The organism is Achromobacter semiaridum, from assembly GCF_053543755.1.
The window spans coordinates 48311-63812 of sequence record NZ_JBLVOL010000097.1 but is presented as its reverse complement, the minus strand read 5'-3'; the positions used below and the strand labels follow the sequence as shown (position 1 = coordinate 63812).

Sequence of the window (15502 nt, the reverse complement as noted above, 5' to 3'; positions counted from 1 at the left end):
GCCGGATGCAGTCAATCGTCCTCGCCCTCGCCCGCGCCCAAAATTCGGCGGATGACGTCGTGCGCGAAGCCGCGGCTGGCCAGAAAGCGCGCCTGCTTCGCGTAGGCCGCGCGGTCTTGCGGCTTGGTATCGAAGCGCTTTTTCCAGACCTCCAGCGCGCGATCGTATTCGGTGGCGCGCAGTTGTTCGCGCAGTTCCGCGACCTGGATATCGTCCACGCCGTGCTGGCGCAATTCCTGCACGATGCGCGCCGCGCCTTGACGCGACGCACGTCGGTGCACCAGGCTTTGCGCGAAACGTTCGGTCGATAACCAGCCTTCTTTTTCCAACGCATCCAGCACGCTTTGAACTTCGTCGGCGTCTTCAGCGTAGGCGGCTAACTTGCGCGCCAGCTCCTCGCGCGCATGCTCGCGGCGCGACAGATATCCCACCGCGCGCATTTTCAGCGACGGGCCCTTGCGAGCCGGCTTGCCTTCATCCGAGGCCTTGTCGCCCGTTGGCGGCGTGTCCGAGAGGTCCGGGGTACGGGAAGTCCGAGACGTGCGGGACTTCAGCGCGCGCTGCTCTGAGCTGCGTTGCCAGACATCCTTGTCAGCGGCCGGCTCGGCCGCTTCTTGTTCGCGCCGCGCGTCCGAACTGCGCCGCAAGCCTTGCGGCTTGGCGACGGTTTCAAACTCGTCATCCAACTTGGCGCGTAGACGGTCGGCTGACGCAGGGGTCGATTTCCAGCTCATGCGCTTCCTGCCATGGTCAAGGACGAGTGCCCGATCGATAAAGACGCGGCGCACCCAGCCCGACGAATGATGCAAAACGGCAGGCCCGTCTTGGCGCCTGCCGTGTATGGCTGTGCGGCATCGCTCGCCACCCAGCCCCGCTGCGATAACCCTGTCCTGCCGGCCCTTGGCGACGCTGAGGCAGAGGCAGGCGGAGGCTTATTCGGCGGTGTCTTCCGCCGTGGGCACGAATTCAGCGGCGCGGCTGACGATGCCCTGATTCTCGCGAACGCGGTTTTCGATTTCGATCGCCATGTCGCGGTGCTCTTTCAGGTATTCACGGACATTGTCCTTGCCCTGGCCGATGCGGTTGCCGTTGTAGCTGTACCACGCACCGGACTTGTCGACCACGTTTGCGGCCACGCCCAGGTCGATGATTTCGCCTTCACGGGAAATACCGGCGCCGTACATGATGTCGAATTCCGCTTGCTTGAACGGCGGCGCCACCTTGTTCTTGACCACCTTGACGCGGGTTTCGTTGCCGACGACCTCGTCACCCTTCTTGATGGAGCCGATGCGGCGGATGTCCAGGCGCACCGATGCGTAGAACTTCAGCGCGTTGCCGCCCGTGGTGGTTTCGGGGTTGCCGAACATGACACCGATCTTCATGCGGATCTGGTTGATGAAGATGACCATGCAGTTGGTGCGCTTGATCGTGGCGGTCAGCTTGCGCAATGCCTGGCTCATCAGACGGGCTTGCAGGCCCGGCAGGGAATCGCCCATTTCGCCTTCGATTTCAGCCTTGGGCACCAGCGCTGCCACCGAGTCGATGACGATCAGGTCAACCGAACCCGAGCGCACCAGCGCATCGGTGATTTCCAGGGCTTGCTCGCCCGTGTCGGGCTGCGAGATCAGCAGGTCGGTCAGGTTCACGCCCAGCTTGTTGGCGTATTGGACGTCCAGCGCGTGCTCGGCATCAACGAAGGCGCAGGTGCCGCCGATCTTTTGCATTTCGGCAATGACTTGCAGCGTCAGCGTGGTCTTGCCCGACGATTCCGGGCCGTAGATTTCGACCACGCGGCCGCGCGGCAGGCCGCCAACGCCCAAGGCGATGTCCAGACCCAACGACCCCGTGGAAACCACCTGGATATCGTGCGAGACCTCGTTATCGCCGTAGCGCATGATCGAGCCCTTGCCGAACTGCTTTTCGATCTGCGAAAGCGCGGCGGCAAGCGCCTTGGCCTTTTCCGATGCGGCGGCCTTGGTGGTTTTGTCGTCCATGTAAAGTCCTGTCTGTGACGTATCTGGTGGTTGCGGCATGAAGGAGCACCCTTGGACCGCAGCGTTGCTGTTTTGAATCAGGTTCAGATTATTGCATCGGATTGTACTGTACAAAAAACCAGTGTGCCAGAGTTTTGCACGTATTCCCTGAGTGGGCAAGCTTGGCGCCGTATGACAGAATCGAAGCCGACCCCGGCGTTTCGTCCCTTTTCCGCCGCCGGGCCGCCCACAAGGCGATAGCCCCGTTACTCCGGGGCGGCCGGCACGCAAAGCGCCGGCGCCACAGGGACCTTTTTGCAGCTTCCGTGCCGCCCCATGCGTATCCTGATCGCCGAAGACGACAGCATTCTGGCCGATGGCCTATCCCGGTCATTACGGCATAACGGTTATGCGGTCGATGCCGTGCGTGACGGGCTTGCCGCCGATTCGGCGCTGGCGGCCCAGGCGTTTGACCTGCTCATTCTGGATCTGGGCCTGCCGCAATTGGCCGGGCTGGAAGTGCTGCGCAGGCTGCGCGCCCGCAATTCCGCCCTGCCCGTCCTGATCCTGACCGCCGCCGACAGCATCGAACAGCGCGTGAAGGGCCTGGACCTGGGCGCTGACGACTATATGGCCAAGCCTTTTGCGCTGTCCGAACTGGAAGCGCGCGTGCGGGCACTGACGCGACGCGGCGCGGGCGGCGGCGCCACGATGCTCAAGCATGGCCGGCTGCTGTTCGACCAGACGGGCCGCGTCGCCATCGTCGACGACCAGACGCTGGACCTCTCGGCACGCGAAGTCAGCCTGTTGGAAATCCTGCTGACGCGCAGCGGCCGCATGGTCAGCAAGACGCAGTTGGTGGACCACCTGTGCGAATGGGGCGAAGAAGTCAGCACCAACGCCATCGAGGTCTACGTGCATCGGCTGCGCAAAAAGCTCGAACCCAGCGGCGTGAAGATCGTGACCGTGCGTGGCCTGGGCTACTGTCTGGAGCGGGACCAGGGTGCCGCGTACCTCGCCAGCTGACCCCCGGCCCGAGCCGCTGAATCAGGAAGCGCTGGATATCATGCAAGCCGGGTCCAAGGGCCCGAGCTTTGCACCGCCGCAGCGGTCGCTGCTGGGCGAAATCCTGGACTGGATGCTGGCGCCGCTGTTCCTGCTGTGGCCCATGAGCGTCGCGATCACGTACGTGGTCGCCCAGAACATCGCCAACGTGCCCTACGACCGCGCGCTGGCCAACAACCTTCACGTGTTGACGCGGCAAGTCCATGCGCAGGACGGCCGGGCCGTGCTGAAGATGACCGACGCCGCGCGTGACGTGTTGCGCGCCGACGAAACCGACAGCGTGTTCTGGCTGGTGCTGGGCAGCCGGGGCGAATACCTGGGCGGCGACCGCGCCCTGCCGCTGCCGGCCACCGTGGGCCAGCCGCGCCCTGGCGAAGTTCAGTACGAAGACGACACCATGCGCGGATTCGGCATCCGCCTGGCGTTCACGTGGGTGGACCTGAACCTGCCCAACACGCAGCCCGCGCTGCTGATCGTGGCCGAGACCGTGGAAAAGCGCACGCAACTGGCCAACGACATCATCAAGGGCGTGATCATTCCGCAGTTCGTGGTGCTGCCGATCGCGGTGCTGCTGGTGTGGTTCGGCCTGTCGCGCGGCGTGGCGCCGCTGAACGCGCTACAGCAACGCCTGCGCGCGCGTCGGCCCGATGACCTGTCGCCCATCGATGAACGCGCCGCCCCTTCAGAAATCGCGCCGCTGGTCGCCGCCATGAACGACCTGCTGGATCGGCTGTCGGCCAACGTGCAGGCGCAGCGCCGTTTCGTGGCGGACGCCGCCCACCAATTAAAGACGCCCCTTGCCGGGCTGCGCACGCAAGCCGAACTGGCGCTGCGTGATGCCAGCCCCGAAGAAATGCAATCCAGCCTGCGGCAGCTGGTGACCGGGTCCGAACGCGCAACGCGGCTGGTGAACCAGTTGCTGCTGCTGGCACGCGCCGAAAACCCCAGTGCCATCGGCCTGACGCGCACCGATCTGAACGCCATCGCCTACGAGCAGGCCATGCACTGGGTGCCGCAGGCGCTCTCGCTAAGCACCGACCTGGGCTTTGAGGGCTCTGACGATCCCGTCGATATCAACGGCAACCCGCTGCTGCTGGCCGAATTGCTGAACAACCTGGTCGACAACGCCTTGCGCTATACGCCGCGCGGCGGCCACATTACCGTGCGCGTGCAGCGGCGCGGTGACGAGGCCGTGCTGGAAGTGGAAGATTCCGGCCCCGGCATTGCGCCAGACGAGCGCGAACGCGTGTTCGACCGCTTCTACCGCGTGCTGGGCACCGCGTCGGACGGCAGCGGCCTAGGCCTGGCCATCGTGCGCGAGATCGCGCAAAAGCACCAGGCGACGGTGCTGATAGACGACCATCCGAATCCCCATTCGGACCTGCCGGGTACGCGCATCAGCGTCGTGTTCCCGCCATATGCCGACCCGTCGGACCGGCATGAAAGCTAGCGCCGTGTGTACGACCCGTCCGTCCGGCGGCTAAGGACTATCCCTAGCTCCCCGCGGAGCAATAACATTTAGTTTCAATTTTAAGATTCAGGTAAGGGTTCCGTCAGAACCTCGTCAGGGTCGCGGCTCAATGTTGCGCATAGCTCGATGTCGGCTTGACCGGCAAAGGGCCAAGCACGGCGGAAAACCGCCGGCCAAAAAACGAGGAGACATCATGAGCACAACAACCATGGCAGGCCGCGGTCCTTCCGCGGAACCGCGCCCGATGACCAAGGATGAACGCCGCGTCATCTTCGCATCGTCGCTGGGCACGGTTTTTGAGTGGTACGACTTTTATCTATACGGCTCGCTCGCAGCCATCATCGCGCAACACTTTTTCTCTGGCGTGAACCCCACCGCGGGCTTCATTTTCGCGTTGCTGGCGTTCGCCGCCGGGTTCGCCGTGCGCCCGTTCGGCGCGCTGGTGTTCGGCCGCCTGGGTGACCTGGTAGGACGCAAGTACACCTTCCTGGTCACGATTGTGATCATGGGCCTGTCCACCTTCCTGGTGGGCGTGCTGCCCAGTTACGCCAGCATCGGCCTGGCCGCTCCGGCCATCCTGATCGTGCTGCGCCTGCTGCAAGGTCTGGCGTTGGGCGGTGAATACGGTGGCGCGGCGACTTACGTTGCCGAACACGCGCCGCACGGCCGCCGCGGCTTCTACACGTCGTGGATTCAGACCACCGCCACGCTGGGCCTGTTCCTGTCGCTGCTGGTCATCCTGGGCATCCGCACGGTCATGGGCGAAGACGACTTCAAAGCCTGGGGCTGGCGCATTCCGTTCCTGATTTCGGTCGTGCTGCTGGGCATCTCGGTGTGGATCCGCCTGCAACTGAGCGAGTCGCCCACCTTCAAGCGCATGAAGGAAGAAGGCAAGGGTTCGAAGGCGCCGATCGCTGAATCGTTCGGCCAGTGGAAGAACCTGAAGGTCGTGATCCTGGCGCTGCTGGGCCTGACCGCCGGCCAGGCCGTGGTCTGGTACACGGGTCAGTTCTACGCGCTGTTCTTCCTGACTCAAACGCTGAAGGTAGACGCCAACACGGCCAACATCATGATCGCCATCGCGCTCTTGATCGGCACGCCCTTCTTCGTGGTGTTTGGCGCGCTGTCGGACAAGATCGGTCGCAAGCCCATCATCATGGCGGGCTGCCTGATTGCGGCGGCAACGTACTTCCCGATTTTCCAGGGCATCACCCACTTCGCCAACCCGGCGCTGGAAAAGGCCCAGGCCACCGCCCCGGTCACGGTCATCGCCGACCCCGGCACCTGCTCGTTCCAGTTCAACCCGGTGGGCACGTCAGCGTTCACCAGCTCTTGCGACGTCGTGAAGTCCTTCATGGCTCGCAACTCGGTGAACTACAAGAACGAAGCGGCGCCTGCCGGATCGCTGGCGAAAGTCAAGATCGGCAATGACGAATTTGCCTCGTTCGACGGCAAGTCCCTGGCCCCGGCCGACTTCAAGGCCAAGGCCGCTGAACTGGACAAGGCGCTGACCACCGCGATCCGCAGCCACGGCTACCCGGCCAAGGCGGACCCGGCGCAAAGCAACAACGTCATGGTGGTGGTGTTGCTGGCGATCCTGGTGCTGTACGTGACCATGGTCTACGGCCCGATCGCGGCCATGCTGGTGGAAATGTTCCCGACCCGCATCCGCTACACCTCGATGAGCTTGCCTTACCACATCGGCAACGGCTGGTTCGGCGGCTTCCTGCCCCCGGTGGCCTTCGCGGTGGTGGCGGCCACGGGCAACATCTACGACGGCCTGTGGTACCCGATCATCATCGCCGTCATGACCCTGGTCATCGGCACCCTGTTCGTGCGCGAATCCAAGGACAACGACATCAACGCGTAAAGACCATCCCCCGCCGGGCGGGACTGCTGCGCCTGCCCGGCCTTGAAAGCTCCTTACGGAGCTTTTTTTTTGCGTGAAACTTCTGCGCACTTTCAGGACGATGTCAGACCCTGGCGCTTAGACTGGCGCCTCAGATTGCGGCCTTGCTTCAGATCGAATGACGATTGATCCCCCTGTCAGACGATTGCAGGGCTAGTGTTCTGACACCGATACCGCGTTCCCCGCGAGCCTTTTATGACGCGGTATTGTGTGCTCCCGTACCGGCCCGGCCTTTATTGAGCCGGGCCGCTTTTTTTTTAGCGCTAGAAAGCCAGTGCAGGAAAGGCAGCGCAGGAAAGGCAGCGCAGGAAAGGCAGCCCCCAAAAAAAATGATGGCCGCGAGGCGGCCATCATTGTGCGGATACCGGGCCTGATTAACGGCGCATGCCCACACCAATAACCAGCACGCCCGCCACGATGGCGGCAATGCCCGCCCACATCGGGATCGGCACCGACTTCTCGGTTTCGGCCGTGGCCTTGACCGAACCGATCTGCAAAACGGTCTCTTCGGACTTGTAGTTGAAGCCCTTGTAGGCCAAAGCCACAATGCCCAGGACGATCAGGATGGCACCAATGATTTTCATGTTTTTCCTCTCCGATTCCATGTCGGTGCGCGCAAGTTAACGCAACGCCCGCCCTGTGTCAGTGACAGAACGTGTCCCCTGTCGCAACCGTATTGCAGCACTTCGGCAAACCGGCCGCGTCGTATAGAATCAACCCTTTTGGCCGACGCTCATGTGGTTCAAAAACCTCAAGATTTACCGCCTCTCATCGCCGTGGACTCTCGTTGGCGATCAGCTTGAAGAAACGCTTGCGCGGCACGCCTACCAAGCGGGCAACAACCTTGAAATGCAAAGCCTGGGCTGGGTTCCCCCGCGCGAAAACGGCGGGCTTGCCCACGTTGTGAACGGGCAGATCCTGCTTAGCCTGCGCGCGGAAAAGAAGCTTCTGCCGGGCACCGTCGTGAACCAGGTCGCCAAGGCGCGCGCCCAGGAAATCGAAGAGCAGCAAGGCTACAAGCCGGGCCGCAAGCAGATGAAGGAAATCAAGGAACGCGTCACTGACGAGTTGCTGCCGCGCGCCTTCAGCGTTTACCGCGACACGCGCGTCTGGATCGACCCGCAAAACCACTGGCTGGTCATCGACGCCGCGGCCTCCGCGAAAGCCGACGAAGTCATCGGCTTGCTGGCCAAGTGCGTGGACCCCTTCCCGCTGGAAAACCTGTACGTGGCGCAATCGCCCGCGTCTGCCATGACGGGCTGGCTGGCCGAAGACGAGGCCCCCTCGAACTTCAGCATCGACCAGGACACCGAACTGCGTTCATCGGGCGAAAGCGGCGCGGCCATCCGCTACGTCAAGCATTCGATCGACGCCGACGACGTGCGCCGCCACATCCAGTCGGGCAAGCAGTGCACGCGCCTGGCCATGACCTGGGCCGACCGCATTTCGTTCGTGCTGACCGAAGGCCTGGACGTCAAGCGCGTGTCGCCGCTGGACGTGCTGAAGGAAGGCAACGAAGGCGTTGCCGCCAACGACGATGAAAAGTTCGATTCCGACATGATGCTCATGACGGGCGAACTGGCCAAGATGATGGCCGAACTGGTCGAAGCATTGGGCGGCGAAAAGAAGATCTGATCCCGCGCGCGGGATCACGCCCAACGCAAAGGCCGCCCGCAAATGAACTGACCCCCGACAGTTGGACGTCAGAAGCTAAAGCCCGAAGGCCTGAGCTCGGTATTGCACCGGGCTCAGGCCTTTTAGCTTGAGCTTGATGCGATCGTGATTGTAGTAATGGATGTACTGCCTGATGCCGGCCTGCAACTGGTCGACGCTCTTGAAGCGGTTCAGGTGGAAGAACTTGGCCCTGAGCGTGCCGAAGAAGCTTTCCATGGCGGCGTTGTCCAGGCAGTTGCCCTTGCGTGACATGCTCTGGGTCACGGACCGGGCCGCCAGCCTCGTTCGGACGCTCGGCCTGGAAGTCACGTGCCAACACGTTTGCCGCGACGTGATGCGACTGCCCTCGATACGAACGGTACTTCTTGGCGCGCACGAGCGACTTCAAGCCCAGCATCTGCATCAGCTTCTGCACCGTCTTGTGATTCACCAGTTTGCCCGCCTGACGCAGCACCGCCGTGATCCGGCGGTAGCCATAGCGGCCCTTGTGGCGTGCGTAGACTGCGCCGATGCGCTGCTTGAGCTGGGCGTACGCGTCCACGGCGGCCTGCGCCTTCAATTGGTAGTAGAACGTGCTGCGCGAGAGCTTCGCTGCTCGTAGCAGCAGTTCGAGCGAATGCTTGGGCCTTAATCCCCTTGGACCACGTTCAGTTCAGGAACGGGCGGCCTTTTTCATTGATGCGACGTACACGCCGGCAATCGCCCCAGGCGGTGGCTGGGCGGTTGCTGGGCAGTTGCGCCCCGGGGCTTATCGACAGCCCCGGCGACACATCGGCCGGGATCGCCGCTTACGCCGCCACGCTGCGGTCGCGTCCGGCCAACTTGGCCTGGTACAGCGCCTTGTCGGCCCGGTCGATCAGGTAGGCGTAGTCAGGGTGGCCGTCAAACGTGGCAACGCCGATGCTGGCCGTGATGCGTTGCGCGCCCGCTTCGGGGATGGTGAACGCGTGGCGGCGGATCTCGGCGCCCAGCTTCTGGGCCGCGGCCAACGCGGCTTCCGGACCGGTGTCCACCAACACCACCAGGAATTCCTCACCGCCATAACGGAACACAAAATCGCTGGACCGGCACGACTGGTGAACCACCTCGGCAAACTGGCGCAAGATGTGGTCGCCGCCCGAATGCCCATGCGCGTCGTTGATGGCCTTGAAGTGGTCGATGTCCAGCAGTAGTACCGAAAACCGGCTGTTTTGACGGCTGGAGATGGCGATCTCGCGGCCGATGACCGACGGCAAAAAGCGCCGGTTCAGCACGTTGGTCAGTGGGTCGCTGCCGCTTTCGATCTCGGCCACCATATCGAACAGCCCATTGAGCAGATGCTTGATGCGCGCCACCAGCTCCTGCAATTGCCGCACCTGATCGGGCATCGACAACTGGCGCTCGCCGTCGTCCATCAGCAGCCGAGGCAGCACCACGTCGTCCAGCTCAGCGACAGCGTCGGTGATCTGGCGCAACGCAGGGGCGCTTTCAAACAGCACTCCGCCCTTGTGCTGCAACCACAGGCCGAATTCAGAAGCCGCCAAGCGAGGCAGCGCCTGTTCCGGCGCGCGGTAATGCAGGCCGATCAGCACGGCCTGGCTCCATTCCAGCAGCGCGGCGCGTTGGCGCTCGCGCTCGGTGGATATGTTCTGCCCCAATGCGAACAGGCGATAGGCCTCGTCGTTGCGCGCGCCGCGGTTGATATCGCGCATGAAGGCGCGGCTCATCTGTTCGATCGCCAGATCAAACAGATTACAGACGTATTGCGTGGCGATGGACGCGGCCATGCCGTCCAGATCGCTGGCGCGCAGCCGTTCGGCAATTTCGTTCTTCAGCACACGCGCGCCCGCCATCACCAGATGGATCGGGATATGGACGCGGGCATGCACTTCGCCCACCTTTTTCTGCGTGGCCATCAAGGCCACGATATCGCCCTGGTCGCGCACACAAAGCAGCCCAAGCAGCCAGTGCTTCATGCCCTTGTGCAGGCGCGTCGACACGATCTCGTGGGACAGGCGCGGCCCGGCTTCAACGTCGGCCAGCAAGGTGGAATAGAACGCGTCCACCAGCTCCTTGGCGCTGTCCGCCACCACGGCGGCCACCTGGCCGCGCGTGTAGGCGTCCACTGACTGGTAGACCGCTTCCCACGCTTGCGCGTTGGACGCGCTGAGGTAGCACGCTTGATCAGCGCCGCTTGTCCAAACCGGCAACGCCGTCTTGCTCGAAGACATAAATCATCCGCCCCAAAAACTTCGCGCGTGCCAAAAGCGACACGCGACGAAAAACCAGCGCGGATTATGCGCTAAAAGAAAGTGGGCCCCTACAGGGGCCCACGCGCGGCAGTGCTATCCAGGCTTATGACCCAGCTTATTCCAAGCCGTGGAAGGCGGAATCGTCCGGACCCACGTGCGACGGATGCTGCCACGTGACATCGCGCAGCGAATGCTGCACCAGCCCTTCAACGCCCAACAGCACCGCGAAGATCGCCATGCGGATCGGGATGCCGTTGTCCGTCTGGCGGAAGATCGCCAGGCGCGGATCGTGGTTCAAGTCCACGCTCAGGTCGTTGGCGCCCGGACGGCTGTCGCGCGGCAGCGGGTGCATCACGATGGTTTCGGGGCTGCAATACGCGTCGATGATGGCGCGGTTGATCTGGAAATCGGGCGTGTAGCCTTCGTTTTCCTCGTTGGCGAAGCGCTCTTTCTGCACGCGCGTCGCGTAGATCACATCCGCGCCTGCCAGGCCTTCGGCCAGCGACGTCTTCTGCTCGATGATGTTGCCGTTGCGGCTGGCCTGCTCAATGATGTAGCTGGGCATTTCCAGCCCCTTGGGCGACACCAGCGAGAACTTTACGTTTTTGTACAGCGCCATCAGCTTGATCAGCGAATGCACGGTACGGCCGTACTTCAAGTCGCCAACCATGGCGATGTGCGCGCCATCCAGCAACTTACCCAGACGCGAGAATTCCGTCAGGATCGTGTACAGGTCCAGCAACGCCTGGCTGGGGTGTTCGCCCGGGCCGTCGCCCCCGTTCACCACCGGAATGTTGGTGGCGCGCGCGAACTCCGCAACCGAACCTTGCTCGGGGTGGCGGATGACCATGGCATCCACATAGCCACTCATGACGCGGCTGGTGTCGTAGATCGATTCGCCCTTGGCCATCGACGAAAACGTGAAGCCCGTGGTGTCGCACACCGAACCGCCCAGGCGGCAGAACGCCGACCCGAAGCTGACGCGGGTGCGCGTGCTGGCTTCAAAAAACAGGTTGCCCAGCACGGCGCCTTCCAGCACGCGCGACACTTTCTGACGGCGTGCGATAGGCTGCATCATGTCGGCAACGCGGAACAGGTCTTCGACCGATTCGCGGGTGAACTGGTCCACCGACAGCAGTTGGTTCTTGCCTTCCACGGCGATGCGCTCACGCAGGGGGCCATCTTGTACGCTTTGCGTATATTTTTCCAGCAGCACGCCGTTTTGCACGATCTCGCTGACAAAGCGCTGCACCACTTCCGGCATGGCGCGAAATTCCTGAGATCCCTCGGGCAGCAACCACGTATCCAGCGCCCGGCGCTTGACGCCGATACGGGTCGCGAACACGTCGCGCGTGAGGTTCAGGCGTCGCATGGCGTCGCGCAGGAAGGCTTGCTGGGAGATGGTCATGACGGGCCCCGAGAAAGAGGATTTATATACGCAGCGCGCATATTATTCCCAACACAAGTGCAAGTCCAATATTTTTGCGTACAAGGGTTTACCCTTGTTATTTCCGCGCCACGACCAGCAGGAAAGCGCGCGCCGGCAACGGGCTTTGGCACGATGCCGGGAGGCGCTACCGGCTGGCGTAGGACGTATTTTGCTGCACGTCCGGCGCCGCCTGGCCCAGCGAAAACCAGCAGCCGGCGCAGAACGCCAGCGCCCCCAACAGGTAGCAGATCATGGCCAGCAACTGCGTCGGCCAATGGCCGCGCGTGACATGGCCGATGTCGCCTTGCCGCAACAAGCTGACCTGCGCCAGGTAAGCGAACAACAGTCCCATGCAAGAGACCAGCAGCCCGGCCAGGAACAGCGCCAACGGTAATTGGAGATCGGGCGCCGCGATGTCGCCGCCCACGATGCCAAGCGAGAACGCGACCAGCACCAACGCGGACGCGCCGTTGAGCCAGCCCAAGAATCTGAAGCCGCCCGCAAGCAGCGCAAAAGACATCCCCGAGGATCGACGCTGCGGGTGGCGGGCGTCCATGAATCAGCCGCCGTTGCCGGTGCGGCAGGCCGGCGTGGCGCTTTGGATGGAGGCGCGCGCGGCGGCGATTTCTGCCGCATCCCAGCGGCCCTGTCCCAGCACGGTGACCGTGACCTTGGACTTGGCGGGGCCGTCGGCCTCGGCCGAAATCAGTTCCAGCACCTTGGCGGGTTCGCCCACCTTGTAGACCTGGATTTCATCGGGCGCGCCCTTCTCGCCCAGGGTGTGGCGCCACGCGTACGCCAACCCATACGGATGCTGAACATTCACGTGGCAGGTGCGCACATATTCGCCGCCCCGGCGGAAGGCGGCCTGGTAGTTGGTGTCGACGCTAAAGGTCTCTTTTTGCACGGCGTCGGATTCGTAAACCCCCTTGCTCGCGCAGCCGGCCAACAGCACTGCCAGCGTTACACCCACCCATACAGACTTGCGCATGATTCTTCCCGCATTGAAATTCTGACTTTTGCGATTATGCCAGCGGCCGCAAAAAGGCCACGCGGGAAATGCCTGGGCATTTCGCGCGTGGCCTCGGCCTGGCTCATCAGCAGCTGGGCGTTGCGGTCTTACTTCGCAGCGCCTTCGATCTTCTCACCGCCTCGCTGAATATCCTTGCCGGCGCCCGCAACAGTATTGCAGCCCGCCGAAAGCGCGGCGATCGAAAGCAGCATGACGAGAACAACTTTGTTTTTCATAAACATCTCCTGTCTGGGCGTGGAAACCGAAGCCAGCATACCGCAAAGGGACAGATTTGCGCACCACTCGCACGCCCTGGCGTGCAGCTTCCAATACGTGTCGCATCAGGGCTGCAAATTGGCGCCTACAATTCGGCCGCCGCCAGGGCGGAAGGCTGATGGCCGCACTTTGTAACCCGGCCGGACCGAACCCCGTAACCGCCCTTACGCGGCCGTGACAAACGCGTCCCTGGCGCGGTGTCGCGTATTTGCCTGCAATGGATTAGGATGCGCAAATGAACAAAAAACCCGTATCGCAGAACGCTGGCGCCGGCCCACAGGGCTGGGGCTGGGAACAGCCGCAGTGCCGCGGACAAGCGGCTTTGGCGCTGTTTATCGACGATCTGCACCGTATTCTGCAAGCCCATGCCGCAGGCAAGCTTGCCGACAGCAGCACGCTTGCCGACGCACAGAGCCATGTGGATGAACTGCTTGCCCGCTACAACGAAATCAATGCCGCGCCCGAGATTTTCCTGGGGCAGTCCGTTGAACTGAAAGAAGGCGTCGACCGCAATGGCGTGTCGCACACGGTGCCGATCTTTTCGGCGCGCCTGAAGAAATCGCTAGTGTCGATGCTGGGACAAAGCCCCGGCTGACAGGAGACCCACAATGAATTCAGACAACGTCGTAGAGTTTCTCCGCTTGCTGTCACTGGACGTCACGCTGGGCGCTGCCGCCCAGCATGCCGCGAGCCAGGCGGACGCACCTCTGGCTTTGGCCCGATTGGCCACGGCACACGGCTTGCCTTGCAGCGCATCGGATTGGTCCTTCTTTGCGCGCAACTGCCTGGATTCTTCCAGCGAAACCGCGACGGACGGCGGGCCAGCCGACGCTACCGTCTGGCAACTGGTGCAAGATCCGGCGCACGGCACCGGCATTCCCGCCAGCGCCATCACACGCGTGATCGGCATCATCACCCAGCCAGAAGAAGGCGCGCCCCCGGTGGTCGGCCATGTGGTCGGCGACTTGGCCCCACGCGCACCGTTGGGCATGTCGCCTTACCCGTCCGGGTCTTGAAGGGCACTGCCAAGCGCAGCGGCCGGCCTTAGCGCCGGCCAGCCAGGTATTCGCACACGCCCCTGGCAGCAACCACGCCGCTAGCCATGCAGGCGGTCAGCAGATAGCCGCCCGTGGGCGCTTCCCAGTCCAGCATTTCGCCCGCGCAGAACACGCCGGGCGCCGATACCAGCATCAGACCCGCCGACACCGCGTCAAACGCCACGCCGCCCGCCGTGCTGATGGCTTCGTCGATGGGTCGCGGCCGTAACAGCGTCACCGGCAATGCCTTGATGCGCATGGCCAATCGAGCCGGGTCCTTGAAGTCTTCCGCCGTGGCGCATTCGCGCAGCAGCCCCGCCTTCACGCCGGTCAAGCCCATACGGCTTTGCAGATGGCTGGACATGGAACGCGCTCCGCGTGGATGCATGACCGCTGCGTTGACTTTGCCCTGTGTCCAATCGGGCGCCAGGTCCAGCATGGCGACCGCGCGGCCGGATCGGTCGATCTCGTCGCGCAACGCCGCGGACATCGCATACACCAGGCTGCCCTCGATACCGCTTGCGGATACGACGAATTCGCCTTGCCGAGCCGGCATCGTCGCGCACGCCATGGACACCGACTTGACCGGCTGGCCAGCATAGCGCTCAACAAAGTGCGCAGACCACGCCACGTCGAAGCCGCAGTTGGCGGGGCGCAGCGGCGCGACGGGAACACCATGCGATTGCAAGCCCGGCACCCAGGCGCCATCCGACCCCAGCTTGGCCCAACTGCCGCCGCCCACCGCCAGCACAACGGCATCCGCCGCACACGCCTGGACGCCGTCGGGCGTGTCGAAGCGTAGCGTTTGTGAAGACATCGTCTCGTCTTGCGGCCAGCCCAGCCAACGGTGCCGCATGTGGAAACGCACACCGGCGGCACGCAGCCGCGCCAACCACGCGCGCAATAACGGCGCGGCCTTCATTTCTTGAGGAAACACGCGGCCCGACGATCCGACAAACGTCTCGATGCCAAGCGCGTGCGCCCACTCGCGCAGCGCCGTGGCGTCCATCGCTTGCAGCCAAGGCGCGACGTGAGCCGCGCGCGAACCATAGCGCGCCAGGAAAGCACTCGGGCCTTCGCTATGCGTCAGATTCAGCCCGCCGCGCCCGGCCATCAGGAACTTGCGCCCGACGGATGGCATGGCGTCAAACACATCGACCTGCAAGCCCTGGGCGGCCAGCCCTTCCGCCGCCATCAGCCCCGCCGGCCCACCGCCAATGACCGCGACGCGCGGCGTGGTGGAGGACGCCGCCTGTTGCAGGTTCGTCATGGCAGCCGGCTCATCGTGGCGGGCGCAAGGGAAGATAGAAGACAGTACATAGCGAAGTAGGAACGGGTCGCAGACAACAAAATGCGGGAAGAATTGTCGCATGGCGCTTGCGGCAGAGCGGCTTGCGGGTGCGCGCGGAGTCAGGGCAACGCCGC

The 15502-nt window shown here is 63.4% G+C and carries 15 protein-coding genes and 1 pseudogene; 6 read left to right on the top strand and 10 right to left on the bottom strand.

From position 1 onward, the window contains the following. Positions 1–11: 11 nt before the first annotated feature. A complete protein-coding gene (gene recX, locus ACNPP0_RS22795; RefSeq protein ID WP_332610362.1) occupies positions 12–734 on the bottom strand; it encodes a recombination regulator RecX in 723 nt (240 codons plus the stop codon). Positions 735–932: 198 nt separating this feature from the next. After that, positions 933–1994: a recombinase RecA gene (gene recA, locus ACNPP0_RS22790; protein ID WP_006218338.1), complete on the bottom strand. Its 1062-nt coding sequence runs from the start codon at positions 1992–1994 to the stop codon at positions 933–935. Between the two features lie 315 nt (positions 1995–2309). Between recA and ACNPP0_RS22785 the strand changes: the two genes are divergently transcribed. The 3 genes from ACNPP0_RS22785 (at position 2310) to ACNPP0_RS22775 (ending at position 6379) form a co-directional block, all read left to right on the top strand. Next, positions 2310–2999 carry a response regulator transcription factor gene (locus ACNPP0_RS22785; RefSeq protein WP_006218337.1) on the top strand — a complete coding sequence of 230 codons (690 nt, stop codon included), beginning with the start codon at positions 2310–2312 and terminating at the stop codon, positions 2997–2999. A 112-nt stretch (positions 3000–3111) separates the two neighbouring features. Beyond that, positions 3112–4488 carry a sensor histidine kinase gene (locus ACNPP0_RS22780; RefSeq protein WP_332610856.1) on the top strand — a complete coding sequence of 459 codons (1377 nt, stop codon included), beginning with the start codon at positions 3112–3114 and terminating at the stop codon, positions 4486–4488. A 229-nt stretch (positions 4489–4717) separates the two neighbouring features. Further along, a complete protein-coding gene (locus tag ACNPP0_RS22775; protein WP_442880325.1) occupies positions 4718–6379 on the top strand; it encodes an MFS transporter in 1662 nt (553 codons plus the stop codon). A 413-nt stretch (positions 6380–6792) separates the two neighbouring features. Here the strand turns inward: ACNPP0_RS22775 and ACNPP0_RS22770 are convergent, their stop codons facing one another. Beyond that, entirely contained in the window at positions 6793–7002 is a 210-nt protein-coding gene (locus ACNPP0_RS22770; RefSeq protein WP_046802820.1) for a hypothetical protein, read from the bottom strand. Between the two features lie 151 nt (positions 7003–7153). Here ACNPP0_RS22770 and ACNPP0_RS22765 point away from each other — a divergent pair, with 151 nt between their 5' ends. Next, positions 7154–8053 carry a recombination-associated protein RdgC gene (locus ACNPP0_RS22765; RefSeq protein WP_006218333.1) on the top strand — a complete coding sequence of 300 codons (900 nt, stop codon included), beginning with the start codon at positions 7154–7156 and terminating at the stop codon, positions 8051–8053. A gap of 75 nt (positions 8054–8128) precedes the next feature. Here the strand turns inward: ACNPP0_RS22765 and ACNPP0_RS22760 are convergent. The 6 genes and pseudogenes from ACNPP0_RS22760 to ACNPP0_RS22735 all read right to left on the bottom strand — a co-directional run. Then, a pseudogene (locus tag ACNPP0_RS22760) lies at positions 8129–8723 on the bottom strand (IS3 family transposase); the annotation flags it as partial. A gap of 157 nt (positions 8724–8880) precedes the next feature. Further along, positions 8881–10302, bottom strand: coding sequence for a diguanylate cyclase (locus ACNPP0_RS22755; protein ID WP_332610371.1), 1422 nt, complete (start codon positions 10300–10302; stop codon positions 8881–8883). Positions 10303–10438: 136 nt separating this feature from the next. Then, positions 10439–11731: an aspartate carbamoyltransferase gene (locus tag ACNPP0_RS22750; RefSeq protein WP_332610372.1), complete on the bottom strand. Its 1293-nt coding sequence runs from the start codon at positions 11729–11731 to the stop codon at positions 10439–10441. Positions 11732–11897: 166 nt separating this feature from the next. Then, a complete protein-coding gene (locus tag ACNPP0_RS22745) occupies positions 11898–12308 on the bottom strand; it encodes a hypothetical protein (protein ID WP_332610373.1) in 411 nt (136 codons plus the stop codon). Positions 12309–12311: 3 nt separating this feature from the next. Further along, on the bottom strand, positions 12312–12743 hold the full coding sequence (locus tag ACNPP0_RS22740; RefSeq protein ID WP_332610374.1) for a BPTD_2524 family lipoprotein: 432 nt from the start codon (positions 12741–12743) through the stop codon (positions 12312–12314). A 128-nt stretch (positions 12744–12871) separates the two neighbouring features. Further along, positions 12872–13000, bottom strand: coding sequence for an entericidin A/B family lipoprotein (locus ACNPP0_RS22735; RefSeq protein ID WP_039883990.1), 129 nt, complete (start codon positions 12998–13000; stop codon positions 12872–12874). A 275-nt stretch (positions 13001–13275) separates the two neighbouring features. Here ACNPP0_RS22735 and ACNPP0_RS22730 point away from each other — a divergent pair, with 275 nt between their 5' ends. Both ACNPP0_RS22730 and ACNPP0_RS22725 read left to right on the top strand, forming a co-directional pair. Further along, positions 13276–13635: a hypothetical protein gene (locus ACNPP0_RS22730; RefSeq protein WP_332610375.1), complete on the top strand. Its 360-nt coding sequence runs from the start codon at positions 13276–13278 to the stop codon at positions 13633–13635. A gap of 13 nt (positions 13636–13648) precedes the next feature. After that, positions 13649–14056, top strand: coding sequence for a hypothetical protein (locus ACNPP0_RS22725; protein WP_448707078.1), 408 nt, complete (start codon positions 13649–13651; stop codon positions 14054–14056). Positions 14057–14084: 28 nt separating this feature from the next. Here ACNPP0_RS22725 and ACNPP0_RS22720 read toward each other — a convergent pair whose 3' ends face one another. After that, positions 14085–15347 (bottom strand): TIGR03862 family flavoprotein, encoded by a 1263-nt coding sequence (locus ACNPP0_RS22720; protein WP_448707077.1) that lies wholly within the window; start codon positions 15345–15347, stop codon positions 14085–14087. Between the last annotated feature and the right edge of the window lie 155 nt (positions 15348–15502).

Bases quoted from the DNA above. Each gene is read 5' to 3' on its own strand.
- recX (WP_332610362.1), bottom strand. From the start codon at position 734: ATGAGCTGGAAATCGACCCCTGCGTCAGCCGACCGTCTACGCGCCAAG.
- recA (WP_006218338.1), bottom strand. From the start codon at position 1,994: ATGGACGACAAAACCACCAAGGCCGCCGCATCGGAAAAGGCCAAGGCG.
- ACNPP0_RS22785 (WP_006218337.1), top strand. From the start codon at position 2,310: ATGCGTATCCTGATCGCCGAAGACGACAGCATTCTGGCCGATGGCCTA.
- ACNPP0_RS22780 (WP_332610856.1), top strand. From the start codon at position 3,112: ATGCTGGCGCCGCTGTTCCTGCTGTGGCCCATGAGCGTCGCGATCACG.
- ACNPP0_RS22775 (WP_442880325.1), top strand. From the start codon at position 4,718: ATGGCAGGCCGCGGTCCTTCCGCGGAACCGCGCCCGATGACCAAGGAT.
- ACNPP0_RS22770 (WP_046802820.1), bottom strand. From the start codon at position 7,002: ATGAAAATCATTGGTGCCATCCTGATCGTCCTGGGCATTGTGGCTTTG.
- ACNPP0_RS22765 (WP_006218333.1), top strand. From the start codon at position 7,154: ATGTGGTTCAAAAACCTCAAGATTTACCGCCTCTCATCGCCGTGGACT.
- ACNPP0_RS22755 (WP_332610371.1), bottom strand. From the start codon at position 10,302: ATGTCTTCGAGCAAGACGGCGTTGCCGGTTTGGACAAGCGGCGCTGAT.
- ACNPP0_RS22750 (WP_332610372.1), bottom strand. From the start codon at position 11,731: ATGACCATCTCCCAGCAAGCCTTCCTGCGCGACGCCATGCGACGCCTG.
- ACNPP0_RS22745 (WP_332610373.1), bottom strand. From the start codon at position 12,308: ATGGACGCCCGCCACCCGCAGCGTCGATCCTCGGGGATGTCTTTTGCG.
- ACNPP0_RS22740 (WP_332610374.1), bottom strand. From the start codon at position 12,743: ATGCGCAAGTCTGTATGGGTGGGTGTAACGCTGGCAGTGCTGTTGGCC.
- ACNPP0_RS22735 (WP_039883990.1), bottom strand. From the start codon at position 13,000: ATGAAAAACAAAGTTGTTCTCGTCATGCTGCTTTCGATCGCCGCGCTT.
- ACNPP0_RS22730 (WP_332610375.1), top strand. From the start codon at position 13,276: ATGAACAAAAAACCCGTATCGCAGAACGCTGGCGCCGGCCCACAGGGC.
- ACNPP0_RS22725 (WP_448707078.1), top strand. From the start codon at position 13,649: ATGAATTCAGACAACGTCGTAGAGTTTCTCCGCTTGCTGTCACTGGAC.
- ACNPP0_RS22720 (WP_448707077.1), bottom strand. From the start codon at position 15,347: ATGACGAACCTGCAACAGGCGGCGTCCTCCACCACGCCGCGCGTCGCG.